The 24,877-nt window shown below is 63.2% G+C and carries 21 protein-coding genes; 5 read left to right on the forward strand and 16 right to left on the reverse strand.

Annotated features, from left to right (window positions below):
* The first annotated feature begins 81 nt into the window (after positions 1–81).
* Complete coding sequence (locus ACT6QH_RS10205; RefSeq protein WP_444974722.1) at positions 82–447, forward strand: hypothetical protein; 366 nt, start codon at positions 82–84, stop codon at positions 445–447.
* A gap of 115 nt (positions 448–562) precedes the next feature.
* On the opposite strand, the gene ACT6QH_RS10210 is transcribed toward ACT6QH_RS10205, so the two are convergent.
* A complete protein-coding gene (locus ACT6QH_RS10210; RefSeq protein WP_444974723.1) occupies positions 563–1,516 on the reverse strand; it encodes a pirin family protein in 954 nt (317 codons plus the stop codon).
* A 214-nt stretch (positions 1,517–1,730) separates the two neighbouring features.
* Here ACT6QH_RS10210 and ACT6QH_RS10215 point away from each other — a divergent pair, with 214 nt between their 5' ends.
* Positions 1,731–2,018, forward strand: coding sequence for a TM2 domain-containing protein (locus tag ACT6QH_RS10215; protein ID WP_444974724.1), 288 nt, complete (start codon positions 1,731–1,733; stop codon positions 2,016–2,018).
* Positions 2,019–2,126: 108 nt separating this feature from the next.
* Here the strand turns inward: ACT6QH_RS10215 and typA are convergent, their stop codons facing one another.
* Positions 2,127–3,956 carry a translational GTPase TypA gene (gene typA / locus ACT6QH_RS10220; protein WP_444974725.1) on the reverse strand — a complete coding sequence of 610 codons (1,830 nt, stop codon included), beginning with the start codon at positions 3,954–3,956 and terminating at the stop codon, positions 2,127–2,129.
* A 245-nt stretch (positions 3,957–4,201) separates the two neighbouring features.
* On the opposite strand from typA, the gene thiE reads away from it, so the two are divergent.
* Together thiE and rpsA are read left to right on the forward strand one after the other, a co-directional pair.
* Entirely contained in the window at positions 4,202–4,837 is a 636-nt protein-coding gene (gene thiE, locus ACT6QH_RS10225) for a thiamine phosphate synthase (protein ID WP_444974726.1), read from the forward strand.
* 374 nt (positions 4,838–5,211) lie between these two features.
* Positions 5,212–6,912, forward strand: a complete 1,701-nt coding sequence (gene rpsA, locus ACT6QH_RS10230; RefSeq protein ID WP_444974727.1) for a 30S ribosomal protein S1 — start codon at positions 5,212–5,214, stop codon at positions 6,910–6,912.
* A 278-nt stretch (positions 6,913–7,190) separates the two neighbouring features.
* On the opposite strand, the gene ACT6QH_RS10235 is transcribed toward rpsA, so the two are convergent.
* The 12 genes from ACT6QH_RS10235 to ACT6QH_RS10290 form a co-directional block, all read right to left on the reverse strand.
* Positions 7,191–8,357 (reverse strand): iron-containing alcohol dehydrogenase, encoded by a 1,167-nt coding sequence (locus tag ACT6QH_RS10235; protein ID WP_444974728.1) that lies wholly within the window; start codon positions 8,355–8,357, stop codon positions 7,191–7,193.
* Positions 8,358–8,392: 35 nt separating this feature from the next.
* Positions 8,393–9,853: an NAD-dependent succinate-semialdehyde dehydrogenase gene (locus tag ACT6QH_RS10240; RefSeq protein ID WP_444974729.1), complete on the reverse strand. Its 1,461-nt coding sequence runs from the start codon at positions 9,851–9,853 to the stop codon at positions 8,393–8,395.
* Positions 9,854–10,043: 190 nt separating this feature from the next.
* On the reverse strand, positions 10,044–11,201 hold the full coding sequence (locus ACT6QH_RS10245; RefSeq protein WP_444974730.1) for an iron-containing alcohol dehydrogenase: 1,158 nt from the start codon (positions 11,199–11,201) through the stop codon (positions 10,044–10,046).
* Positions 11,202–11,252: 51 nt separating this feature from the next.
* Positions 11,253–11,897 carry an ATP-binding cassette domain-containing protein gene (locus tag ACT6QH_RS10250; RefSeq protein ID WP_444974731.1) on the reverse strand — a complete coding sequence of 215 codons (645 nt, stop codon included), beginning with the start codon at positions 11,895–11,897 and terminating at the stop codon, positions 11,253–11,255.
* Positions 11,894–12,697, reverse strand: a complete 804-nt coding sequence (locus ACT6QH_RS10255; RefSeq protein ID WP_444974732.1) for an ABC transporter ATP-binding protein — start codon at positions 12,695–12,697, stop codon at positions 11,894–11,896. The genes ACT6QH_RS10250 and ACT6QH_RS10255 overlap by 4 nt, the downstream gene beginning before the upstream one ends.
* Positions 12,694–13,680 (reverse strand): branched-chain amino acid ABC transporter permease, encoded by a 987-nt coding sequence (locus ACT6QH_RS10260; RefSeq protein WP_444974733.1) that lies wholly within the window; start codon positions 13,678–13,680, stop codon positions 12,694–12,696. Before ACT6QH_RS10260 ends, ACT6QH_RS10255 begins: the two co-directional genes overlap by 4 nt.
* A 1-nt stretch (position 13,681) precedes the next feature.
* Positions 13,682–14,581 (reverse strand): branched-chain amino acid ABC transporter permease, encoded by a 900-nt coding sequence (locus ACT6QH_RS10265; protein ID WP_444974734.1) that lies wholly within the window; start codon positions 14,579–14,581, stop codon positions 13,682–13,684.
* 177 nt (positions 14,582–14,758) lie between these two features.
* On the reverse strand, positions 14,759–16,111 hold the full coding sequence (locus ACT6QH_RS10270) for an ABC transporter substrate-binding protein (RefSeq protein ID WP_444974735.1): 1,353 nt from the start codon (positions 16,109–16,111) through the stop codon (positions 14,759–14,761).
* A gap of 31 nt (positions 16,112–16,142) precedes the next feature.
* Entirely contained in the window at positions 16,143–17,567 is a 1,425-nt protein-coding gene (locus ACT6QH_RS10275) for an ABC transporter substrate-binding protein (RefSeq protein WP_444974736.1), read from the reverse strand.
* Between the two features lie 266 nt (positions 17,568–17,833).
* On the reverse strand, positions 17,834–19,201 hold the full coding sequence (locus ACT6QH_RS10280; RefSeq protein WP_444974737.1) for a sigma-54-dependent transcriptional regulator: 1,368 nt from the start codon (positions 19,199–19,201) through the stop codon (positions 17,834–17,836).
* A gap of 36 nt (positions 19,202–19,237) precedes the next feature.
* Positions 19,238–21,007, reverse strand: coding sequence for a sensor histidine kinase (locus ACT6QH_RS10285; protein WP_444974738.1), 1,770 nt, complete (start codon positions 21,005–21,007; stop codon positions 19,238–19,240).
* Positions 21,008–21,043: 36 nt separating this feature from the next.
* On the reverse strand, positions 21,044–22,048 hold the full coding sequence (locus ACT6QH_RS10290; RefSeq protein WP_444974739.1) for a LysR family transcriptional regulator: 1,005 nt from the start codon (positions 22,046–22,048) through the stop codon (positions 21,044–21,046).
* Between the two features lie 107 nt (positions 22,049–22,155).
* On the opposite strand from ACT6QH_RS10290, the gene ACT6QH_RS10295 reads away from it, so the two are divergent.
* Positions 22,156–23,328: a CaiB/BaiF CoA transferase family protein gene (locus ACT6QH_RS10295; RefSeq protein ID WP_444974740.1), complete on the forward strand. Its 1,173-nt coding sequence runs from the start codon at positions 22,156–22,158 to the stop codon at positions 23,326–23,328.
* Positions 23,329–23,394: 66 nt separating this feature from the next.
* Here the strand turns inward: ACT6QH_RS10295 and ACT6QH_RS10300 are convergent, their stop codons facing one another.
* Positions 23,395–24,150: a carbonic anhydrase gene (locus ACT6QH_RS10300; RefSeq protein ID WP_444974741.1), complete on the reverse strand. Its 756-nt coding sequence runs from the start codon at positions 24,148–24,150 to the stop codon at positions 23,395–23,397.
* 78 nt (positions 24,151–24,228) lie between these two features.
* Entirely contained in the window at positions 24,229–24,876 is a 648-nt protein-coding gene (locus tag ACT6QH_RS10305; RefSeq protein WP_444974742.1) for a thiamine phosphate synthase, read from the reverse strand.
* Between the last annotated feature and the right edge of the window lies 1 nt (position 24,877).

The raw sequence follows: 24,877 nt of genomic DNA on the forward strand, positions 1-24,877 counted from the left end.
TTCATCGCCCCCCTGTGTTTTTCTGTTTTCCGGCGGGAACCTTCCCCACCTCCCCACGTTGTTTGTGCAAGGAGGTGTGCAATGAACAGGCTTTCTGATCATCCACACGAGAAGGACCCGCACAAGGCCAGCGCGCCCGAGGAAGCAGGCGGAGAAGCCTGCCTCACACCGGCAGCCGCAAGCCAGATGCTGGATGAGGAACTGGACCAGAGCTTTCCGGCCAGTGACCCACCCTCCATGGTGCGCGCTCCGCACAATCTGTGTGGAGACCCGGCGCAGGAAGCCCGTGAACGCGAGGCGGAAGCCAGAGAACAGGCCCATGAATCCACCCTTCTGGATGAGGCTCTGGATGAAAGCTTCCCAGCCAGCGATCCACCGGCACCCGCCCAGCCCCATCCGCACCACAAGGATGCCACGCGAGGGGATGGGCCGCCCGGAAAGGCCTGACACACTGCGAATGTCCTCCATGGAGCGCGCTCCGGTACCTTGAGCCGGGGCGCGCTCCAACCTTAAGAGGAAACCCCAACCAACAAACTCCCCAGCCGGTCAGGCGCGGTTCAGATCATTCCACAGCGCGCGGCTTTTGCGCCCGCGGACGCCCCGGCCCATCTGATGGGGCGGGAATGAAGCTGTCATGATCCATTGGAATGGGCGGAAACCGGCGGGTGCGCCAATCCTGCGCAGCCGCCTTCAGCCGCTCCGGGTCGGACGAAACGAAATTCCACCAGATATGGCGAGGGCCATCCATGCTTGCTCCGCCCAAAAGCAGCAAGCGCGCCGGCGTGCGGGCGCGCACCTGTGTCGCCAACCCCTGACGCACCACAATCAACGTATTCGGCGCACAGCTGACGCCATCCACCTCAACCTCACCCTCAAACGGAAAGACGGCGCGCTCCTCCTCCCCAGTCTCCAGCGGCAGGCTTGCACCGGCCTCAAGCCAGGCTTCGACGAACAGGGTGGAAGAGGCCAGCGGCACCGGCGCGCGCACCCCAAAGGCCGCCCCAAGCACAACCCGCGCGAATAGCCCCTTCTCTTCCACCACAGGCAGATCTTCAGCGCTTGCATGATGGAAGGTTGGTGCGCTTTCTTCCCCACCGGCCTGTGTGCCGCGCGGCAAGGCCAGCCAGGTTTGCACCCCGGAAAGCCCCCCACCCTGCGCCCTCACCTGCCCGTCATGCCGCTCCGAATGCACAATGCCGCGCCCGGCAGACATGAGATTAACCGCGCCCGGCGCAATAACCTGCGCAGTACCGAGGCTGTCGCGATGGGTCATCCGGCCATCAAACAGATAGGTCACGGTCGCGAGGCCAATATGGGGGTGCGGCAGCACATCTTCCGCCTCACCGGGACCAAATAGCGTGGGGCCAAGACGATCCATGAAGATGAATGGCCCCACCATCTCTCCGCGCGCCGATGGCAGAATGCGCCCGACACGCATGCCACCAATATCGCGCGGACGCGGCTTCAGCACATGATCCACGCCGGGCTGTGAAGCGGGGAATGTCAGCTGGCTCATGGCAAAACTCCGACAGGGCGCAAGAAGAGGAGCAAGAAGGGCCGCAACACGGGGCAGCTTGCTTCCAGATGGCGGGCAGGTCAAAAAGGCGCACGGCCTGTAGCGGCAGCCTCTTTCATTCCCGGCCCGGCGCATGATGCCTGTCGCGACACTCCGCCTTCATTGCCGAATGACAGGCCCGCGCCGGCCTCCCCCCAGCCAGCAGGACGACAACATGCCTCGTGACCTTATCTCACTGGATATTCAGCAGAAAACCTATATCGAAGCCCGCCTGACCAATGAGGGGCCCAGTCTTGCGCTGGCCTACTTCTTCTGGCTGTTTCTCGGCATTTTCTCCGCCCATCGCTTTTATCTGGGCCGCACTCTCAGCGCCGTGTTGCAGGTGATTTCCTATCTGTTCGTGGTCGGCATCATCTGGTGGATCATAGATCTCTTCCTGCTGCCGGATATGGTGCGGGAACGACAGGATGAGGTGCGCCGCCGGATTGCCGAGCGCCTCTGAACCGCCCAAACAAAAAGGCTGCCCCGGATAAACAGGGCAGCCTTTTTCAATTGGAATGTGCTGCGGAGAATATGCCGGAGCAGGACGCTCCGGCCCTCTCCGGGCTCATCACGCGAGACCTTCAGCCTCGCGGCGGCGCTCTTCACGCTTGCGGTCATTCGGGTCCAGCAGGCGCTTGCGCAGACGGACGGACTTGGGCGTCACTTCCACCAGCTCGTCGTCCTGAATCCAGGCCAGAGCACGCTCCAGCGTCATGCGGATCGGCGGGGTGAGGCGCACGGCCTCATCCTTGGAGGTGGTGCGCACGTTGGAGAGCTTCTTGCCCTTCAGCACGTTGATTTCCAGGTCATTATCGCGGTTATGAATACCCACGATCATGCCCTGATACACCTTCCAGCCGGGCTCGATCATCATCGGGCCGCGATCTTCCAGGTTCCACAGCGCATAGGCCACGGCCTCACCCTGATCGTTGGAGATCAGAACGCCATTGATACGGCCCGCGATTTCACCCCGGTAGGGGGCATATTCATGGAACAGCCGGTTCATGATGGCAGTACCGCGCGTGTCAGTCATCAGTTCGGACTGATAGCCGATGAGGCCACGGGTGGGGGCGTAGAACACCAGACGCTGGCGGTTGCCGCCGGAGGGGCGCATCTCGACCATCTCGGCCTTGCGCTCACTCATCTTCTGCACGACGGTACCGGAATATTCCTCATCCACGTCGATGAGAACTTCCTCGATCGGCTCCAGAATGGTGCCATCCTCGTCCTTCTGGAACACCACGCGCGGACGGGAAACCGCCAGCTCGAAGCCTTCACGGCGCATGGTCTCGATCAGAACGGCAAGCTGCAATTCACCACGGCCGGAGACGAAGAAGGAATCCTTGTCGCTGGATTCCTCGATCTTCAGCGCCACGGAGCCTTCCGCTTCCTTCAGCAGACGATCGCGGATGACACGGCTCGTCACCTTGTCGCCCTCGGTGCCGGCCAGCGGCGAATCGTTGACGATGAAGGTCATGGTCACGGTCGGCGGATCAATCGGCTGGGCCACCATCGCCTCGGTCACTTCCGGGGCGCAGAAGGTATCGGCCACCGTGCCCTTGGTGAGGCCGGCAATGGCGACGATATCACCTGCCACACCTTCCTCGATGGGCTGGCGCTCAATGCCACGGAAGGCGAGGATCTTGGAAACGCGGCCCTGCTCCAGCAGCGAACCATCGCCAGCCAGCACCTTGATGCTCTGGTTCGGCTTCACCGAACCAGAGGTGATGCGCCCGGTCACGATACGGCCCAGGAAGGGGTTGGCTTCCAGAATGGTGCCGATCATGCGGAACGGCCCTTCCTCTACCTGCGGCGGCTGCACATGCTTCAGCACCAGATCGAACAGCGGGGCCATGCCCTGATCCATCGGGCCTTCGGGGCTCTCTGCCATCCAGCCGGAGCGGCCGGAACCATAGAGAATCGGGAAGTCGAGCTGCTCATCCGTGGCATCCAGCGCCGCGAACAGATCGAACACCTCATTGATGACTTCGGTGGGGCGGGCATCCGCGCGGTCCACCTTGTTGATGGCGACGATCGGCTTCAGGCCGATCTTCAGCGCCTTGCCGACCACAAACTTGGTCTGCGGCATGGGGCCTTCGGCGGCATCCACCAGCACGATGGCACCATCCACCATATTCAGGATACGCTCCACCTCACCGCCGAAGTCGGCGTGGCCGGGGGTGTCCACGATATTGATGCGCACATCCTTCCACACCACCGAGGTGGCCTTGGCGAGGATGGTGATGCCACGCTCCTTTTCGATATCGCCGGAGTCCATCACGCGTTCGGCGACGCGCTGGTTCTCACGAAACGCGCCCGACTGCTTGAGGAGTTCGTCAACCAGCGTGGTCTTGCCGTGGTCAACGTGAGCGATGATGGCGATATTGCGCAGCTGCATTAAGGGGTCCAACGCGGAAATGCGGGCATGGGCGCCACATGACGCCACGAAGGCCCGACGAAAGCTGAGATTGTGCGGCGCAAATTACACACACAGCGCGACAGATCAATGCACAGCCGGGCATTATGACGCAGAAACTGACGCGCTCCAGACGCGCAGCACCCATGCGCGGCCTGCCACTGGCCCTATATATAAGGTGTGAGCGCTTTTTATACCTCACCTCTTTTTCCTGATGGAGCAAGACCTTGGCCCCTGCCTTTGACCTCACTTTGTATCTTGTCACAGACCCGTGCCTCACGGCACAGCATGGGCTGGAGGCCACGGTGGAGGCTGCGGCAAAAAATGGCGTCACCCTGGTGCAATTGCGCGATCCCCAGGCCCATGGCCGGGCGCTGGTGCAGCAGGCGCGCGCCCTGAAGGCGCTTCTGGCCCCGCTCGGCATTCCCCTGCTCGTGAATGACAGGGTGGATGTCGCCATGGCCGCCGGGGCGGATGGCGTCCATCTGGGGCAGGATGACATGACCCCGCAGGATGCCCGCGCCCTTATGGGGCAGGAGGCCATTATCGGGCTTTCCGTGGGCAGCCCGGCCGAATTGGCCGGTTCTGATCTCACCGGCGTGGATTATCTCGGCACCGGCCCCATCCGCGCCACCGGCACCAAGGCCAATGCCGGCGCGGCCATTGGCCCGCAGGGGCTGGCGGCGGTGCGCGCCCTCACCCTGCTGCCCATTGTGGGCATTGGCGCGGTGACAGCCGACAATGCGGGCGATGTCATCCGCGCGGGCGCAGATGGCATCGCTGTCGTCTCAGCCATCTGCGCAGCGCAGGATGTTGGCGCAGCAACAGCCCATTTGCGCGCCCGGATTGAAGACGCACGCTGAAACCGGCACCACCCCTCTCCCACTATGCCGAAAAGGCGCAATCCAGAGGTGGAATGCCTTGCAACCGGGCGGCTTTTCCCTTAAGAGAAGCCGCACCGACGCTGCGCTCCCCTCAAAGGTGAGTGCCGCCAAGGCGGGCACGAGGTTTCCGCGGGATACGCGGCCTGGTTTGTGGAGGCAGCCCGCCACGGCTTTCGCTGAGTGCGCATCGGCCCGCCTGAAGGGCAATCCCCAAAGCTCGTTTCATCCGGCATTGCGCCGGCCTGCCGGTTAAACGGCGGCTGTTCTGCACCCATCCGCGTTGGGGGCTGAACATCCGGGTGATACGGGCATCTCAACACGAGATGCCGGCGCACAGATGTTTCGGAGCGTGAATGTCCGTAGAAACCACCCGTGAAGATTTCGCCGCCCTTCTCGACGAAAGCTTCGGCCGTGTCGACCTTCAGGAAGGCAGCGTTGTCAAGGGTATCGTCGTCGCCATCGAAAAGGATCTGGCGATCATCGATATCGGCCTGAAGACCGAAGGCCGCGTTGCCCTGCGCGAGTTTGCCGGCCCGAACCGCGAAAACACCATTCAGGTGGGTGACGAGGTCGAGGTCTATCTCGAGCGCGTCGAAAATGCGATGGGCGAAGCCGTTCTCTCGCGCGACAAGGCGCGCCGCGAAGAGAGCTGGGTGAAGCTGGAGAAGGCGTTCAACGCCAATGAGAAGGTCACCGGCGTGATCTTCAACCAGGTCAAGGGTGGCTTCACCGTTGATCTCGACGGCGCCGTGGCCTTCCTGCCGCGCTCGCAGGTCGACATCCGTCCGATCCGCGACGTCGCCCCGCTGATGCACACGCAGCAGCCCTTCCAGATCCTCAAGATGGATCGCCGCCGCGGCAACATCGTGGTCTCCCGCCGCACCGTGCTGGAAGAGACCCGCGCCGAGCAGCGCCACGAGCTGGTCCAGAACCTCGAAGAGGGTCAGGCCATCGAGGGCGTGGTCAAGAACATCACCGATTACGGTGCGTTCGTTGATCTGGGCGGCATTGACGGCCTGCTGCATGTCACCGACATCGCATGGCGCCGCGTGAACCACCCCACCGAAGTGCTGTCCATCGGCCAGACGGTGAAGGTGAAGATCATCAAGATCAACCACGAGACGCACCGCATCTCGCTTGGCATGAAGCAGCTCCTCGGCGATCCGTGGGAAGGCATCGAGGCCAAGTATCCGGTGCAGGCCCGCTTCAAGGGTCGCGTCACCAACATCACCGACTACGGCGCGTTCGTGGAACTGGAGCCGGGCATCGAAGGCCTGATCCACGTTTCCGAAATGTCGTGGACCAAGAAGAACGTGCACCCCGGCAAGATCGTTTCCACCTCTCAGGAAGTGGAAGTGCAGGTGCTGGAAGTGGACAGCGCCAAGCGCCGCATCTCTCTGGGCCTCAAGCAGACCCTTCAGAACCCCTGGGAAGCCTTCGCCGAGAAGTATGCTCCCGGCGCGGTTGTGGAAGGCGAAGTCAAGAACAAGACCGAGTTCGGTCTGTTCCTCGGCCTCGACGGCGATGTGGATGGCATGGTCCATCTCTCCGACCTCGACTGGAACCGTCCGGGCGAGCAGGTCATCGACGAATACCGCAAGGGCGACATGGTCAAGGCCGTGGTGCTTGACGTGGACGTCGAGAAGGAGCGCATCTCCCTCGGCATCAAGCAGCTTGCCGGCGACCCCTTCGCCGAAGCTGGCGATGTCCGCAAGGGCGCTGTCGTGACCTGCGAAGTGACCGACGTGAAGGATGGCGGCATCGAGGTGAAGCTCACCAGCTCCGACCTGTCCTCCTTCATCAAGCGTTCCGAGCTGGCCCGCGATCGTAACGACCAGCGCCCCGAGCGCTTCTCCGTTGGCGACAAGCTGGATGCCCGCGTCACCCTGTTCGACCGCAAGGCGCGCAAGGTGCAGGTTTCCATCAAGGCGATGGAAATCGCCGAGGAAAAGGAAGCCGTGGCGCAGTACGGTTCCCAGGATTCCGGCGCTTCGCTGGGCGATATCCTGGGCGCCGCTCTGAAGCAGCGCGAGGATGCCGACAAGGAAGACTGATCGTCTCCTTGAAGGATGTTTTCGGGAAGGGCCGGCGCAAGCCGGCCCTTTTCTTTTGGGCCAAGCTCTTCTGCCATTTCGCCCTTCCGCGGAAGGCGGGCACAAAAAACCCGCGCCGGGGAGGAAGCGGCGCGGGTTACAGGGAAGGATAACAGGCTATTGTCCCGGCCTTTGCCCGCCGCCAATGGGCGCGCGCCAAACCGGGCTGGACTGACGCCGCGGGACACGAGGAAGCGGGACACCCAGCCTCACACGGGCTTCACCAAAGGGACAGCCGATCAGTAGACGCTTTCATAAATGGCTTCGATATCGGCCCGGCTCATATCGCGCGGATTGCAGGCGATTAACCGGCGAATGCCAGTATCCACTTCATCCGCCATGGAAGGGATGGCTTCCCGCGGCACCCCCAGCTCCCGCATCTTCAGCTCCAGCCCCATGGCCGGCACCAGTTCCTCCACCTCGACCACCAGCGCTTCCGCAGCGGCGGCATCGGTGGCGAAGCTGCGTTCCGGCATCATCTGGCGGGCCAGTTCCGCATAAGCGGGGGCAGCCACCGGCAGGTTGAAGCGCATGATGGGGGCCATGACGATGGCGTTGCTGTGCCCATGAGGCACATGGTAGCGCGCCCCCAGCGGATAGGCCAGCGCATGAATGGCCGCCACGGAGGCATTCACGAAGGCCATGCCTGCCAGCAGCGAGCCTTGAAGCATGGCGGCCCGCGCCTCCACATTGGCGCCATCGGCCACCGCTGTGCGGATATTCCCGCCCAGAAGCTGCAACGCCTTCACCGCCAGCGCATCGGAAACCAGATTCTTCGCCGTGCGGCTGGTATAGGCTTCAATGGCATGCACCATGGCATCCAGCCCGGTGGCGGCGGTGATGCGTGGCGGCAGGCCCAGCGTCAGCATGGGGTCCAGCAGCGCCACATCCGGCAGAAGCTGGGGCGCATAGATGGCCTTCTTGCGCCCCTCATCATCTGTCACCACCGAAACCCAGGTGACTTCCGATCCGGTGCCCGCCGTGGTCGGCACCTGGATCAGCGGCACCCGCGTGCCGGTGGCCAGATTGGTACCATACATCTCCTCAATGGGCTGGCTACTGTCGATCATCAGCGCGACCAGCTTGGCGGTATCCAGCGAGCTGCCGCCGCCAATGCCAATCACCCCGTCAGCCTTGAAGGTCCGCGCCGCAGCCACTGCCTCCTGAACCATGGAGACCGGCGGATCAGCCGCCACCCGCGCATACACCTCCGCCGCAATACCGGCTTGCGTCAAAGACGCCACTGCGGTTTCGGAAAAGCCAAGGGTGACAATGCCGGGATCGCACACAATCAGCACACGGCTGGCGCCGAGGCCCTGCATGAGTCCCCCGACACGCGCTAGGCCGCCGCTTTCGCACAGGATCTGGCGCACGCTTCTGAAGCTGTAATCCATCATATGGCCCATTGAGAAAAGATGTTGCACTCAGGAGAACTTGCGCTTCAGCGAATACCGCCGAGGCACATATATTTAATCTCCACAAAATCATCGATTCCGTATTTGGAACCTTCCCGACCCATGCCGGATTCCTTCACACCGCCAAAGGGAGCAACCTCGGTGGAGATAATACCTTCATTGATGCCGAGAATGCCGTATTCCAGCGCCTCGCCCACGCGCCAGATGCGGCCGATATCGCGGGCATAGAAATAGGCGGCGAGGCCATATTGGGTATCATTGGCCATGCGGATGGCTTCTTCCTCGGTCTCGAACCGGAAGAGCGGGGCCACCGGGCCGAAGATTTCCTCGGAGAACAGTTCCATCTCCTTGGAGACATTGGTGAGAATGGTGGGCTCAAAGAAGTTGCCCCCCAGCGGCTTGCCACCCACCAGGGTCTTGGCACCCTTGGAAACGGCGTCCTGCACCAGACGCTCCACCTTGGAAACCGCCTTGCCATTGATGAGCGGCCCGGTGGTCACGCCATTCTCAAAGCCGGAACCGACTTTCATCTCCTTCACAGCCTGCGCCAGTTTCTCGGCGAAGGCGTCATAAACGCCAGCCTGCACCAGCAGGCGGTTGGCGCACACGCAGGTCTGCCCGGCATTGCGATATTTTGAGGCCATGGCCCCGGCCACGGCCGCATCCAGATCGGCATCATCGAACACGATGAAGGGGGCATTGCCGCCCAGCTCCAGGCTCACCTTCTTCACCGTGCCGGCGCATTCAGCCATCAGCTTCTTGCCCACGGCGGTGGAACCGGTGAAGGAAAGTTTGCGCACGGTGGGGTTGGAAGTCAGCTCTCCCCCCACAAGCGCCGCCTGATTGGTGGTGATGATATTGAACACACCGGCGGGAATGCCCGCCCGCTCTGCCAGTTCGGCCAAAGCAAGGGCCGAGAGAGGCGTATCCTCACCGGGCTTCACCACCACGGTGCAGCCTGCCGCCAGTGCCGGCGCCACCTTGCGGGTAATCATGGCATTGGGGAAATTCCACGGCGTAATGGCCGCCACCACGCCGATGGGCTGGCGGATGACCACAATGCGCTTGTCCGCGCCATGGCTGGGAATGACATCGCCATAGACGCGCTTGCCCTCTTCCGCGAACCACTCGATGAAGGAGGCCCCATAGGCCACCTCTCCGCGCGCCTCGGCCAGCGGCTTGCCCTGCTCGGCCGTCATGAGCTGGGCCAGATCTTCCTGCGCCGCCATGATGAGCTCGAACCAGCGCCGCAAAATCACGGCCCGCTCCTTGGCGATCTTCGCCCGCCAGGCCGGCAGGGCCTTGTCTGCGGCCTCAATGGCGCGGCGGGTTTCCTGTGCGCCCATATCCGGCACATCAGCCAGATGCGTACCATCCGCCGGGTTGGTGACGGCGAAGGTCTTGCCCGTATCGGCTGCGGCCCATGCGCCATCAATATAGGCTTTGTCACGCAGAAGGGCGGTATCGGAAAGGGTGGGAAGGGACATGAAATCAACCTCCAGAAACACGGCCGGAAAGCCGCCGGGCCGGTAAAACACGGCCCTGATGATCCAAACAGATAGCAGGGCGACAATAGCGACAGATGCCGGACAGGCCGCGAAAGAGCCGGTCGTCGGGCGCGACCTTACTCCGCTTCACGCCCGGCCATCAGGAAAGAGCTGGCACAGGAATGCCGCCTCACAGGACCGAGGCATAGATAGCGAAGGCGTCTTCCTTCGTCATGGCGCGCGGATTGTTCATCAGCAGGCGTTCCACCTTCATGGCGTCAGTGGCGAGCATGTCGAGATGCGTTTCTTCCACGCCGACCTCAGCCAGATGCTGGGCGAAGGGCATGCGCGCCACCATCTCCTTCATGAAGGTGATGAAGGCGTCCGCCGCCGCCGCATCGCTGGCGAAGCCCTGTTCGGGCAGCACCACGCCGGCCAGTTCCGCATAAAGACGCTCGGCCTCCGGCTTGTTGAACTGAAGCACGGGCACCAACACCAGCGCATTGCTCAGCCCGTGCGGTACATGGAAATGGCCTCCCAGCGGATAAGCCAGCGCATGAACCGCCGCCACCGGCGCATTGGCGAAAGCCATGCCCGCCAGCATGGAGCCCTGAAGCATCGCCGCCCGCGCCTCCAGATCCGCACCATTGGCGATCACCCGGTCCATATTACCGGCCAGAAGACGCAGGGCCTGTACCGCCAGCGCATCGGAGACCACATTCTTCTTGTGCTTGCTGGTATAGGCCTCAATGGCGTGCACCATGGCGTCAATGCCGGTGGCCGCCGTCACAGCTGCAGGCAGGCCCACGGTGAGAGAGGCATCCAGCAGCGCAATATCGGGATAGAGCAGCGGGCTCACCACCCCCTTTTTCTCATGGGTCGGCGTGGTGACAATGGAAATCGGCGTCACTTCAGAGCCGGTGCCAGCCGTGGTCGGCACCTGAATCAGCGGCAGGCGCGGGCCGCGCGCCAGACCGATGCCATAGATCTCCGGCAGAGCCTGCTGGGCCCCCAGCAGCAGGGCCACCAGCTTGGCCGTATCCATGGAGCTGCCGCCGCCAAGGCCGATGATGACATCCGCCCCGGCCTTGCGCGCCGCCTCGACAGTCGCCAGCACCACCTCTTCCGGCGGATCGGCCTGCACATCGGTGAAAAGGTGCACGCTCTGGTCTGCCGCAGCGAAGGCGTCCAGCACCGGAGCCAGAACACCGGCCTTGTACAGCCCCGCATCGGTCACGATCATGGGGCGCTGACCACCCAGCTCGGCCACAAGGGCGGGAAGCTGCGTGGCACCACCCGTCTGCTGGATCATGCGCGGGGTGGTTTCAAAGGTGAAGTTCAAAGACATCGCGATCACCATTTCTTCAGAAGGCAGGGCAGCAGACAGACTGGCGCGTCCTCACGCCGGCGTCACGACCCCACGCTCGATATGGAACACCCGGTCCACCAGATCGGCGGAATGGGTGGCGTCGGATTCGGAAAGCAGCACGCACAGGCCCTCGCTGCGCAGGCGGGCAATCACCTCGGTGAGACGACGTGAGAGCACCGGGGCCACCCCCTCGAAGGGCTCATCGAGCAGCAGCAGGCGACGGCCCGGCATGAGCGCACGGCCCAGCGCCACCAGCTTCTGCTGGCCGCCGGAAAGCTGCAAGGCCTTGCGATCGCGATACTGGGCGATTTCCGGCATCAGGGAATAGATCCACTCCAGCCGCTGCGGGGCATCCTTCAGCTTGTTGGCCCAAGCCGGCATGAGGATGTTTTCCTCCACCGTGAGGGTCGGGATCAGCCGGCGATCTTCCGGCAGATAGCTGATGCCCAGGCCACCACGGGTGTGGGCTTCCTTTTCGCTGATGGTGACGCCATCGAAATCAATGCGTCCTGACACCGGAGTCAGGCCCATGATGGAGCGGATCAGCGTGGTCTTGCCCGCGCCATTGCGGCCGATCAGCCCCACCATGCTGCCGGTGGGCACATCCATATTCACATTGCGCAGAATGGGAATGCCGGCAATGGACACATCCAGATTGGAGACAGACAGGGTCATGCGCGTGCGCTCCCTTCCTGCGCCGCATCAGAAGCGGGAGCGGCAGGTTTGTGGTCAGAATGCCCGGTCACAAGTTCACGCACCTTCTCATCGGCCAGCACGTCATCGGGCGGGCCATCGGCGATGATCTCGCCACTGTAGAAGGCCAGAATGCGTGACACATAGCGGCGCACCACATCCATATCGTGCTCCACGAACAGCACCGTCAGGCCATGGTGGCGCACGGCGGCCATCACCGTGTCCATCAGGTCGCCCTTCTCGTCCACGCTCACGCCAGAGGTGGGCTCATCCAGCAGCAGCATTTTCGGCGTGCCGATCATCGCCATGGCGATGTCGATCAGCTTGCGTGACCCCTGCGGCACGGCGGTGACCAGCGCATCGCGATAGGCCGCAACCTTGAACTCCTCAAGGATCTCCTCCGCCTTCGCGATCCGCGCCTTTGTATGCAGCGGACGGAAGAAGGAAGGATGCGGGCTTTCTGCCGCCGCCAGCGCGATGACGAGATTGTCCAGCACCGTCAGTTCGGGAAAGAGCTGCGCCACCTGGAAGGAGCGCGCCAGCCCGGCGCGGGTGATGGCCCGTGGCGCCAGCCCGAGGATGGGGCGTCCATCCATGAAGATCTCGCCCGAGGTCGGCGGCAGATAGCCGGTGACCATATTGATGAAGGTGGTCTTGCCGGCGCCATTGGCGCCAATGACGCCAACAATCTCGCCCTGACCGATCTTCACATTCAGATCCTTGGCCGCGGTGACAGCGCCAAAGCTCTTGTTCAGCTTGCGGGTTTCCAGAATCGGGGTCATGCGCCGGCCTCTCCCGTGCTGGTTTTCGAGGGGGCGGGCGCAACAGCGCCAGCATTCTTGCGCGTGAACAGGCTCCACAGCCCCTTGGGCAGGAACACCACGATGGCCAGCAGCGTGAAGCCGAGGATCATCTGCCAGCCATTGGGCACGAACTCGATGGCATAGGTGCGCACCAGCGCAAACACGATAGCCGCCAGGAAGGGGGCGAACACATGGCCCGTACCACCCAGAAGGGCGATGAACACGAATTCACCGGATGTCGTCCAGTAGGCCATATCCGGGTCCACATGGCCGGCAGCCAGCGCGGTGAGCCCTCCGCCCAGAGCCGAAATGCCCGCAGCCATCACATAATTGGCATACTGTATCCAGCGCGGGGACAGGCCGAGATATTCCACCCGCACCTCATTCTCGCGAATGGCCTCGCAGGTCATGCCCACGGCCGAGCGCGCATAGCGGTTGAGGAACAGCGCCACCACGCCCGCGCACAGTACGGTGAGAATGAACACCGTCATGGTCGCCTGCGTGCCATCCTCCATGGCGGAGCCGAACAGGGTCCAGTTGTTGACGTTGAAGCCATCGGTGCTGCCCAGCTCCTGGCTCTTCACCAGCACACCGTACAGGATCATGGAAAAGGCCAGCGACAACATCGCAAAGAAGATTTCGCGGTAGCGCGTCAGCAGCAGGCCCAGCACCATGGCGATGATGATGGCCACCACCACGCCCAATGCCAGCAGCACCAGCGCGGCATTGATGCCGAGGAACTGGCCGCCCATGCCCACCGCATAGCCGCCCACGCAGTAGAAGAGCCCCTGGCCGAATGAGACCAGACCGGCCTTCATCTGCATCACCACGCCCTGCACCACCAGCGCCTTGGCCAGCGCCACAGTCATGAGGAACACCAGCCAGCCGGGGGCCGCCATGCCGCCCAGCACGAACACGACCACAAGGCCGATCAGGGCAAGTTCTGTCTTGTCGAGACGCATCTCAGATCTTCCTCGCAAGGGTGCGGCCGAACAGGCCCTCCGGGCGGATCGCCAGAACCAGCGACATCACGCCATAGATGACGAACAGCTCGAACTGCGGGGCAAAATGCACGGCGGCTGCACGCGAAAGCCCCAGAAGCAGCGCGCCGACGGCCGCGCCCTCGATGGAGCCAAGGCCGCCCACCACCACCACGGCGAAGGCGAGCACGATGACCTCGACACCGATACCGGGCACCACAGAGATGGAGGGGGCCGTGAGGCCGCCGGCCAGGGTGCCGAGCGTGGTGCCGATAAGGAAGGTGAGCAGGAACATGCGGCGCACATTCACGCCCATGGCGCTGGCCACTTCCCGATCATGGATCACCGCGCGCAGGATCTTGCCCAGATTGGTGCGCTCCAGCCACACCCACAGGGCCAGCCCCACCGCAATGGCGATACCGATCAGCGTCAGGTCATAATTGGAAACACGCAGCCCGGCGATGGTGCTGCGACCCAGCGCCGTATAGGGCTGGTAGGCGAAATACGGGTCCACACCCCAGACCAGCTTCATCGCATCTTCAAGGATGAGCAGCAGGGCATAGGTGATGATGACCATGAGGATTTCATCGCGCCCATACATGAAGCGCAGCAGGCCGCGTTCCACCAGCGTGCCCACCACGAGCCCGGCGATGAGCGCCGCCGCGATGAGCAGGATGAAGCTGACCCCGGCCGAGCCGCTGCCGCCGGCAAAATACCAGCCCACCGCCGATGCGCCGGCATAAGCGCCAATGGCGTAGAAGCTGCCATGCGCCATGTTGAGAATGCGCATGACGCCATAGATGACTGTCAGGCCGGCAGCGACCAGAAACAGCCATGAGGCATAAATGGTGCCGTCCACCAGCACGGCGAAGAAACTCAGCATGAAACCCATCCGTCATTGTGGGTACAGGTCGGCCGGCAGGGCCGGCGGCCCGCCACCGGGACCGGAATGCGCGCGCCACAGCCCCCGCATTCCGGCTCGCCGGGAGGAAAGAGCGGCTCAGCCGTGCGCTCCTGCGCGCACGTCTGAGCGCCTTATGCCCAGTTGTGGTGAACCGGCTCAGTCACACTTCGCGCCGGGAAAACCCGCTTCGATCCATTCCGCAGAAGGCGTGCCATCGGGCGGCGTCACGCACTCACCCGAGAAGGTCACGACATTTTCCACCACGCCCTTGCCGGTCGCCGGGTCATAGCGATAGGTGCCGTAGCCGATATCCTGCACGTTCTGGTGGCCACCGGCGCGGGCCATATTGGCCGTGCCGCTGACGGATTCGAAGGTCGCACCCTTGAAAGTGTCGGCAATAGCCTTGGGAGCCGGGATGGAGCCGTCACCGCCGCCGGCCTTGTCGGCCGCATGCTTCAGGCCCAGAATGGCATGCGCCATCTTGGTGGCGGGATAGGTCGGTGCCGTGCCATTCTGGGCCGCGCTGTAAGCCTTCGTGAACCAGCCATTCAGGGCATTATCAGGCGCGAAAGCGCCAAACGGACCGCGCGCACTGATGATGGTTCCGTCGGGGGCCTGATCCTTGAAGCGATCAATGCCGGATTCACCCGTTGTCAGCAGAGCCACGGAATCTTCCAGCAACCCGCGGGCATTGGCCTGCAACACGAAGGCTTCCATGTCGCCACCCCAGAAGCTGGAATGCACCACATCCGGCCGGCTCACGGAAAGGGCGGAGATTTCCGCGCCATACTGGCCCTGGAACACCTTGGGCATCTGGCTTTCCACCACCTTGGCGTTGGGCAGCGTGTGCGGCAGCGCCTTGGTGAAATCGTTCCAGCTGTCATGGCCCCAGGCATAATTCTGCTGGATGCCGGCAATGCGGGTGGCGTCCGGCTTGGCGGTGGCCAGATATTTGGCCGCGCCGATATTGTCCACCGCCGCATCAAGACCGGTGCGGAACACATATTCCGGCTTGCCATTCTCATCGAACAGACGCGAGGTGCCGCAATCATAGAAAACGGTCAGCGCCTTCAGCTCTTCAGCGACCGGGGCAATGGCCAGGCAATCGCCGGAAGAGATATAGCCAACCACGGCATCCACCTTCTGGCGCTGCACGAGATTGCGGAACTCCTCGACCTGCTTGGTCGCGCCGCCGGCCTCGTCAATCATCACCAGTTCAATTTCAGCGCCATTGATGCCCTTGGTGTTATAGGGCGCGGGCAGCTCGCCCTTGTTCAGTCCGTCCACAATCACCTTGGCGGCATTGGCGGAAGGAATGCCGAAGGGGCCGGCCGCCGGGCCGGAGAGGAAGGTGACGACGCCGAGGCGGAACTTGCCATTCTCGGCTGCAGCGGCATTACCCACCGCAAACGGGGCCAGCAGCGCAGCCGCAGCCACACCGAGGGTGAGATTGCGGGCCAGGTCCTTGATGGCCGTGCGGGCCGTCTTTTCGGAAGAGATGGTATTCACTTGAGCTTCTCCCAGTTGAACATGCTTTTGCTTATTGAGGGGCGACAGGGACTGAGGGGGTTGAAGAAGGTGAAGGGGGCGGTTCAGCCGGAGGCGATGCAGGCGCATCCAACCGGCTGCGACGGGCATGCACCAGCGCTGCGGGCGGCCGCAGATCTTCCGCGCCATAAGCGCGAATATTGCCGAGCATGATTTTCGCCGGAGGAAAATCCGTGCCAGGCACCGGCTCACCCACGGCCTGCGCCTGTAGCGCCTGATGGGTGAGCGGATCAATCACGGTTTCATAGCCTTCCGGGTCTTCCGGCAGGGCCAGCCGCATGCCTTCCAGCGCACGGATGAGGGCGGCATCCTCGGTGGCGTTGCCAACTGCGGCGACAGCCCGCGCAATGGCGATGACACCGCTGTAAGCGCCTTCCGCCGCATAGGTAGGGTAGCGCCCCGTCATATCGTGAAACGCCTGCACGAAACGACGATTGGCGGGCGTATCGGGCCAGTTGTTGAGATGACGGGCCGATCCGATCAGCCCCGGAGGCGGATTATCACCCAGCGCTACCAGCACATCATAATTTGCGCCGGTATCAAAATTCGCCACCCGCATATGCGAGAACAGCTCCGCCGCCCGCGCCTGCTTCAGAAAGGCGATATAATCACCACCCCACAGGGCTGTAACCACAAGATCCGGCTTCGCATCCTTCAGCGCCTGAATATAGCTGGAGTAATCCGGCTCATAGAGCTTGGGCCACAGTTCGGCGACCACCTCATAATCCAGCCCCAACTCATCCATGGCGGCGAGGAAATCATCCCGCGAGACATGGCCATAGTCATAATCCGGGTTGAGAATGGCGATGCGCTTCCAAGGGTGCTGCGCCCGCGTATCGCGCAGATAACGCGCACCGGCGGCATTGGAGGTCCAGCTGTCATTCGTCACCCGGAAATAATGCGGGTGTCCGGCCTCCATGGTCAGGCGTGAGGAGGCATGGTCCGTGCCAATGAGAATGATGCCGCGCTGGCCCGCCAGCTTGCTGACTTCCTGCGCCACACCGGAAGACACCATGCCACACAGGAAATTCACATGGTCCTTGTCGATAAAGTCTTCGGCCAGCCGCCGGCCATAGGAGCTTTTGGAGAGGGCGTCATCCACGATAACGCGCAGGCGTGGAAACACATAACCGGCCTCCCCCGCCTTTTCACGGCGGGGCAAACCCTTCACACGGCCTTCGGCAATATCCTTGAGCGCCAGACGAATGCCGACAATTCCATCTTCGCCATAAATGGCGGCACGGCCCGTCATGGGATAGATGCAGCCGACAGTTGCGTCAGCCTGTTGCGGGCTGGCGCCCAGCACGAGGCGCTCGGCCAGCGCTGCGGGAACCGGCCCGAAAACGGACAAGCCCAACATCAGCATACCAGCAGTCGCAACGCACCGCATGATGCGGCGCAGCCTCAATGCCTTCACGGCGTCCTCCCTGTGGGGGTTTGCTCCCCCGGCGGCGGTGTGCCCGCCATTCATTGTTGTCATATCTGTAGCAAATGGCGTGCCAGAAATGCGGATGCTGCATTTGCCGGATGTTTGCGCCCCCTGCCCGGATTTTTCCGCGCCCAAGCATCAAGAAAATGAGCGCAGCCCGCTCAATTGAGCGGGGTCCTTGAGCGGTTCCCGCTCATCCGGGGCTTTGAGCGCTCAGAAGATGCGCCCCAACCCGGCCCTCGCCTCAGCCTCTCTCACAAGCCCAGACGCTGCAATCTGCGCTTCAGCGCATGGCGGGAAATGCCCAGCGTTTCCGCCGCACGCCCCTTGTGACCGCTGGAGCGATCCAGCGCATCCAGCAGCAATTGCCGCTCGGTCTGGTCCAGATGGGCGTTGATCGAGGCTGCGTCCCCCGCTACCTCTCCTGAAGCCTCTCCTGCCGGCGGGGCCGGCATCTCCCTCAATTCCTGCGGCAGAAGATCCGGCGTGATCCGCGCGCCGGGATAGAGAATGGTGAGGCGCTCAATCAGGTTTTTCAGTTCGCGCACATTGCCCGGCCAGGCATAGTTACGAAACAGCTCCTCCGCCTCGGGCGAGAGGGAAATGGCCGCGCACCCTTCCTGCGCCGCATAGCGTGCAGCCAGATGCGCGCTCAGCAGCAGTGCATCATCCGCCCGCTCCCGCAGGGCCGGCACGGATACGCTGATGACATTGAGACGGTAATAAAGATCTTCCCGGAACCGGCCCTCCTTCACCAGCGCCGCCAGGTCACGATTGGTGGCCGCCACCACCCGCACATCGCCCACGCTCACCGCAGCGGCCCCAACCGCGCGATAGGTGCCGTCTTCCAGAAAATGCAACAGCTTGGCCTGAAGTGCGAGAGGCACCTCGCCAATCTCATCCAGAAATAGCGTGCCCCCCTCGGCCAGCGCCACGAGGCCGGCACGCTTCTGATGCGCGCCGGTATAGGCCCCCTTCTCCGCCCCGAACAATTCCGCCTCTATGAGCTGCTCCGGCAGGGCGGCGCAGTTTACCTCCACGAAAGGCTGGCCCGCCCGACGGCTGCCGGAATGAATGGCCCGCGCCACCAGCGCCTTTCCCGTGCCGCTCTCCCCATGCACCAGAATGCGCGATGTGCCGCTGGCGGCCACCTTCTCCACCTCATCGCGCAGCTGCACCATGGCCGGGCTTGCTCCGATGAGGCTGGCGATGGAGACTTCCCGGCTGCGATGATACTGGATCTCCTCCTGCATGCGCTGACGATCCAGTGCCTGATGCAGGCAATGCAGCAGATCATCCAGCTCGAACGGCTTGGTAAGATAATCCACCGCCCCGGCCTTCACCGCCTGCACCGCCGCGCGGGTGTCGCCATGGGCGGAAATCATGATGACAGGCAGATCCGGCGACACCCCGCGCAGGCGCGCCAGCGTTTCCATGCCATCCACCTCCGGCATGCGCAGATCCACCAGCGCGACATCCACCGCACCACCGCGCAACACCTCCAGAGCGGCCGCGCAGCTATTCACGCCTGTGGGCTTCAGCCCCTCCTTTTTCAGCGCATAGACGAGAGAGCGCACAAACGGCGCTTCATCATCCACGACCAGAACAGATGCCGGGCGCATGGCGGCCCTCCTCCCTTTCAACCGGCCTGCGCACGCTCAAGGCATGGCGACCTTTTCTTGTTGTTCTTCGCTCTTGTCCGGCCCTGCTGCCGGGAGGCTGAGACGGATCAGCGTGCCCACCCCCAGCATGCTGTCCATCGTCATGGTGCCGCCATTGGCTTCCACCATCTGTTGGCAGATGGTGAGGCCGAGGCCGGAGCCGGTGGATTTGGTGGTGAAGAAAGGCTCTGTCACCCGCGCCAGATCCTCCGGCGAAATCCCCACCCCGTCATCCGCGATCTCGATGAAGATGCGCGACCCTGCCCGGCCCGAGCGGAAACGCACCGTACCACCCCGTGCGCAGGCCTGAAGCGCGTTCAGGCCCAGATTGACCAGAATCTGCTGCATGTGGTCCTCATCGGCCAGCACGCTCACGCTTGAATCCCCGGTGGAAGCGATGTTGACCCCGCGCTCGACCGCAGCCGGCTTCAGCAGGCGCGTCACCCGGCGCAACAATGAGCGTACACCAACAGAAGCGCAGGCCGCCGGGTGCGGACGCCCATAGGTCAGCAGATCATTCACCACCCGGTTGAGGCGATCCACCTCGCTTTCCAGATCCAGCAGCAGTTCGCGCCGGTCCGGGTCGGGTTCATCGCGGCTCAGGGTTTGCACCGTGGTCTTCATGGTGGCGAGAGGGTTGCGTACCTCATGGGCAACGCCGGTGGCGAATTCTCCCAGCACGGCCATTTTCTCGGTCCGCACGGTGCGATCCAGCAGATCCTTCACCTGCTCGGCCATGGTGTTGAAGGCCAGCGACACCGCATTGATTTCATCGGCATCACGGGAAAGAGGCAGGCGATAGGTGAAATTGCCGCTGGCCACGGCATCCGCCCCCTCCACCAGCTGGTTCACCCTGCGCCGCATGCGCAGACCTAAATGCACGAACAGCGCCACCACCATGAACATGATGGCCGCCCCGCCCGCATAAAGGCCGGCGCGGGCCGAACGCAGCGAAGCCATCCATTCCGGCGCGCGCCATTCCCGCATCAATTGCCAGCCCGGCAGCACCTCCGGCCCCGGCGCCAGTTCATGGCCGACGCCAATGGGCCGGCCGGTGGCATCCAGTATCGCACCGGAAGGTGTGCCCAGCAGCATCCGCACGGCCGGGCTGGTGCTGGATTTTTCCAGTTGCTCGGTCAGCGAGGCCAGCCGCACATGCAGGCCGACGCTCCCCGCCGGGCCACTCTCACCACCACGCATGGGCCGGCGCATCACAATCCAGCCCGCACGCCCCGGCTGCGGCAAAGCCGGGCCGATAATTTCCACCCCATCCTTCAGCACCACCGGCAGCCCGTCCAGATTCCAGCCTGAAGCGCCGTGATAGGGCGGGCCAGAAGCCGCCTGCCCGGCAATGGTCTGCCGCAAACGGCCCTGCGCATCAAAAAAAAGCAGGCCATACAGATCCGGCACATCCGCTTCCAGCCGCAGCAGGGCGGCGATATCGGCATTTCCCCGCGCATCCGGGCTCGCCAGAAAGGCATTGAGGCCGGGATAGTTGGAAATCTTCGCCAGCAGGGTCTGCATGTTTTCAAGAAACACCACCATGCGATTGGCCGTGGCGGCCTCCTGCGCAGACTGGCGCTCGCCCACCAGCGTGGTTTCCAGCTCATTCGCGAAACGGTCATAGAGCATGCCCACGCTCACCAGGGCCAGCGCGAACACGGAAACAGTCACCACCACATAGCGCCCCACAATGGAGGACATGCGCGGGCGGCGCAGATGACGCACAGGGTTCCTGAAACTGGCCGGGGCAGAGCCAGACGACATGGCAATTCGCTTTTTGCTTCGCAGACAGGCCAGACGCTACAGGGCGCAGCCCGGCCCGGCAATGTTGCCGATAGGGTGATCTCTCATATCCGGCCCAGAACCGGCACTGTCCACCTCCTGCGCCAGCCAGCGCCGGAAAATCTCCAGTGGTGGATAATCCGCCCGCGCCACCGGCCAGACCAGCCAGTAGGCTCCCGTTCCCTCCACGGAACCGCCCAGCACCGGAACCAGCCGGCCGGCTTCCAGCTCCGGGCGGGCCAGATATTCCGGCAGCAGTGCCACCCCCAGCCCGGCAATGGCCGCCTGAATCATCGGGGCGAACTGGTCGAACAACATGCCGCCCCGTGCACCGCCCCGCGCCGGACGTGCGCCTGTCCGCCCCCCACCCTGCCCTGCACTCTGCCATGCGCCCTGCGCCCTGAACCATGTGGCCCAGGCGCTGGTGCGGGTTTCCAGTTGCAGCAGGGCCAGCCCCTCCATATCCGCCACGCATTCCACCGGATGCACGCGCAGCAGATCCGGCGCGATGCAAGCGGTGAGGCGCTCGTCGAACAGCTTCATATGGCCTGCGTCACGCCAGTCCGCCGCGCCAAAATGGATGGCGGCGTCAAACCCTTCCACCTCGAAATTGAAACGGCGCAGACGGGTGGCCAGATTGATGGAAATACCGGGGTTTCGCTCGGCGAAACGCCCCAGCCGCGGGGCCAGCCAGCGCGTGCCCAGCGCCGGCAATATGGCCAGAGACAGCGTTCCCCCGCCCGGATTCGCCACCAGTTCCATGCTGGCTCTCTGGATCAGATCCAGCGCGCGGGAAATATCCCGTCCATAAGCCTGCGCCGCAGCCGTAGGCACAAGGCGCTGGCGCTGGCGCAGAAACAGCACACAGCCCAACTGGCTTTCCAGATTCTGCACCAGCCGGCTCACCGCCCCCTGAGAAAGATCCAGCTCGCGCGCAGCCGCCGCCGTGGAGCCGGTACGCAACACTGCCTCGAAGGCGTTCAGCAGGCTGACAGAAGGCAGGAAGCGACGGGAACGGGACATGAAACTATGCCTAACATGCATGAACTTACGTTCAAACATTGTTATGGATCACCACAGGCTTTTGCTAAATCTCTTTTTCAAACGCCAAACATATCTGGAAGAGACATATGCCCCAGCAAGATCTGCCGCCCCTCGCCGGCCTGAAGGTTGTGGAACTGGCCCGCATTCTCGCCGGTCCGTGGATCGGCCAGACGCTGGCGGATCTGGGAGCCGAGGTCATCAAGGTGGAAAGCCCCGCAGGCGATGACACCCGCAGCTGGGGCCCGCCCTTCATTGAGCGGCCGGATGGCAAGGGCGGCACGGAGCGTGTGGCGGCCTATTTCCATGCCGCCAATCGCGGCAAAACCTCCATCACCTGCGATTTTTCCAGTGCGGAAGACCTGTCCCGCGTGAAGGATCTCATCCGTGAGGCGGATGTGGTGATCGAGAATTTCAAGCTGGGCGGACTCAGGAAGTTCGGGCTGGATTATGACAGCGTGGCCACCCTCAATCCCCGCGCGGTCTATGCCTCCGTCACCGGCTTCGGGCAAACTGGCCCGCGCGCCACAAGTCCGGGCTATGATTTTCTCATTCAGGGCATGTGCGGCATCATGGACCTGACCGGCGAGCCCGATGGCGAACCACAGAAGGTCGGCGTGGCCTGGATTGATATTTTCACAGGGCTTTACGGCGTTATCGGCATTCAGGCCGCGCTGGCGGAACGGGCGCGCTCCGGCCGGGGCCAGCATGTTGATCTCTCGCTTCTGGATACCGGCGTGGCTGTGCTGGCCAATCAGGCCATGAATTTTCTGGCCGGCGGCATGGTGCCCCACCGCATGGGCAATGCGCACCCCAATATTGTGCCCTACCAGCTTTTTCCCGCATCCGACGGGCATCTCATCATCGCCTGCGGCAATGACAGGCAGTTCAAGGCCCTGTGCCGGGTTCTGGATCTGCCCGGCATGGCGGAAGATGAAGCCTTCGCCACAAATCCTGCGCGGGTCAGCAACCGCACCCATCTGTGCGCGCATATTGCGGAAAAGACCGGCACGCGCACCCGCGCGGATCTGATCGCAGCTTTCGAGGCCGCCGGGGTACCGGCAGGGCCTATCAATACCGTCGCGGAGGCGATTGAAGACCCGCAAATTCAGGCCCGCAATCTTGTCATCCATCCCGAAGGCATGGCGGGCCTGCGCACGCCCATCGCCTTCTCCCGAAGCCCTCTGGTGCTGGAGAAGGCCGCGCCGGCTCTTGGCAATGGCGCGTGCGGCTTTACCGACCGGCCGGAAGACAACTCCTGACGCCAGTCAGAATGAAAAGGGCGCAGGCCCATACGGCCTGCGCCCCCGTTAACTCGATTTGCAGCCTCACTGCATCTGAAGCAGGAAGCGCCGGTTCATTGCCTGAAGCGGGCGCGCATTCATCGGGAAGATGGCGCGAAAGGCTTCAATATCCTGCGCATCCACACTCACCGGCGCAGCATAGATATTCCAGTCCACCACTTCGGCACAGGGCGGCGTGGTGAGCGAACCTTCATAACGATAAAGAGCCCGCTTCTTCGGCAGCAGGGCAGAAGGGTCCATAGGCTGCTTCAGGGCCTCGGACCCCTGTTTTTTCGGGGCGGCCGCCATGAGGGTGGAAAAGGCATCATTGGCCTCGCCCGGCACAAGAAACACCCCGATCACCAACAGCTTGCCGTCTTCGCCAACATGCACGAAATGCGCTTCCATGGCGGTGCGCTGGCCATCTATGGCATGCTCGCTGGGCGCGTGGAAATGGAACTGGCGCAGCGCATAAGGCTTGCCATTCATCAGCACGCCGCCAGCATCGCCCTCAACATCCAGCTGAATGGTGTGGCCATTATTGACCACCTTGAACGAGGCCGGCTTCCAGCCCAGTAACGGCCCGGTCGCCTCCGCCCGCACTGCTCCTTGCAGATTGACCGGGGATTGCTGAGCGCCAATGGCGCAGGCCTCATAGGCTTTTTCCAACGACCCCCAATGTTCAGGGCCGCCAGCCCCTTCATAACCCCAGGAAGGGCCCATAGGGGCATCCTGGGCCAGAGCCGTGCCGGCACAGATGGGGCAGAGCGCCAGGCCAGCCAGAAAACTGCGTCTTTTCATGATGGTGCCCTCTCAAAGAGGAGGCGTCTGAGCGAAAGACAGAAAAGCTGCTCCCGCAGACACGGACGATACGAGAATCTAATTCAGGCCCGCAATCAAGAGGGCAATGTGTGCGGCCGGCAGTTTTGCGCGCATCACATCTCCCATCACCGCCACACCCAATGCACCTGCCGCACGGCAAATGGAGACCCGTTCCACACCAATGCCCCCCAACGCCACCACCGGCACGGGAGAAGCCGTAACAAAATGCGCCAACCCTTCCGCACCCAGAGCCGGCCCATAGCCCGGCTTGGATGCTGAAAGAAACACCGGGCTGGCTGTCACATAATCAACGCTTCCGGCCGACAAGGCCCCGATCTCGGTCACATCATGAAGAGAAAGCCCGATGAGTGCCTCTGGCCCCAGCAATGCGCGGGCCGCACGGGCATCACTGCCGGCCGGCAAATGCACCCCATCCGCCCCTGCCGCCAGCGCGAGTTGCGCAGAACCATGCAGGGTCAGGGCCGCGCCGAAGGGCTGCGTCACCTCACGCAAGCGCACGAAAAGCGCCCGTTGCGCCTCCGGCGACAGATCCTTTTCGCGCAGGCTCACCCAACGGCAACCGGACGCGCAGGCCCCGGCCACTACCGCAACCACATCACCGCCCCGCACTTGCCGCCGATCCGTAATCAGCAGCAAGGGGGGATGGGGCAAGGATGACGACACGCGCGACCGGAAAGCCGGCATC

The sequence above is a fragment of the Haloleucobacter albus genome (assembly GCF_052492075.1).

Coding starts and splice junctions, on each gene's coding strand:
- ACT6QH_RS10205 (WP_444974722.1), top strand. CDS start 82: ATGAACAGGCTTTCTGATCATCCACACGAGAAGGACCCGCACAAGGCC.
- ACT6QH_RS10210 (WP_444974723.1), bottom strand. CDS start 1,516: ATGAGCCAGCTGACATTCCCCGCTTCACAGCCCGGCGTGGATCATGTG.
- ACT6QH_RS10215 (WP_444974724.1), top strand. CDS start 1,731: ATGCCTCGTGACCTTATCTCACTGGATATTCAGCAGAAAACCTATATC.
- typA (WP_444974725.1), bottom strand. CDS start 3,956: ATGCAGCTGCGCAATATCGCCATCATCGCTCACGTTGACCACGGCAAG.
- rpsA (WP_444974727.1), top strand. CDS start 5,212: ATGTCCGTAGAAACCACCCGTGAAGATTTCGCCGCCCTTCTCGACGAA.
- ACT6QH_RS10235 (WP_444974728.1), bottom strand. CDS start 8,357: ATGGGCCATATGATGGATTACAGCTTCAGAAGCGTGCGCCAGATCCTG.
- ACT6QH_RS10240 (WP_444974729.1), bottom strand. CDS start 9,853: ATGTCCCTTCCCACCCTTTCCGATACCGCCCTTCTGCGTGACAAAGCC.
- ACT6QH_RS10245 (WP_444974730.1), bottom strand. CDS start 11,201: ATGTCTTTGAACTTCACCTTTGAAACCACCCCGCGCATGATCCAGCAG.
- ACT6QH_RS10250 (WP_444974731.1), bottom strand. CDS start 11,897: ATGACCCTGTCTGTCTCCAATCTGGATGTGTCCATTGCCGGCATTCCC.
- ACT6QH_RS10255 (WP_444974732.1), bottom strand. CDS start 12,697: ATGACCCCGATTCTGGAAACCCGCAAGCTGAACAAGAGCTTTGGCGCT.
- ACT6QH_RS10260 (WP_444974733.1), bottom strand. CDS start 13,680: ATGCGTCTCGACAAGACAGAACTTGCCCTGATCGGCCTTGTGGTCGTG.
- ACT6QH_RS10265 (WP_444974734.1), bottom strand. CDS start 14,581: ATGCTGAGTTTCTTCGCCGTGCTGGTGGACGGCACCATTTATGCCTCA.
- ACT6QH_RS10280 (WP_444974737.1), bottom strand. CDS start 19,201: ATGCGCCCGGCATCTGTTCTGGTCGTGGATGATGAAGCGCCGTTTGTG.
- ACT6QH_RS10285 (WP_444974738.1), bottom strand. CDS start 21,007: ATGTCGTCTGGCTCTGCCCCGGCCAGTTTCAGGAACCCTGTGCGTCAT.
- ACT6QH_RS10290 (WP_444974739.1), bottom strand. CDS start 22,048: ATGTCCCGTTCCCGTCGCTTCCTGCCTTCTGTCAGCCTGCTGAACGCC.
- ACT6QH_RS10295 (WP_444974740.1), top strand. CDS start 22,156: ATGCCCCAGCAAGATCTGCCGCCCCTCGCCGGCCTGAAGGTTGTGGAA.
- ACT6QH_RS10300 (WP_444974741.1), bottom strand. CDS start 24,150: ATGAAAAGACGCAGTTTTCTGGCTGGCCTGGCGCTCTGCCCCATCTGT.
- ACT6QH_RS10305 (WP_444974742.1), bottom strand. CDS start 24,876: ATGCCGGCTTTCCGGTCGCGCGTGTCGTCATCCTTGCCCCATCCCCCC.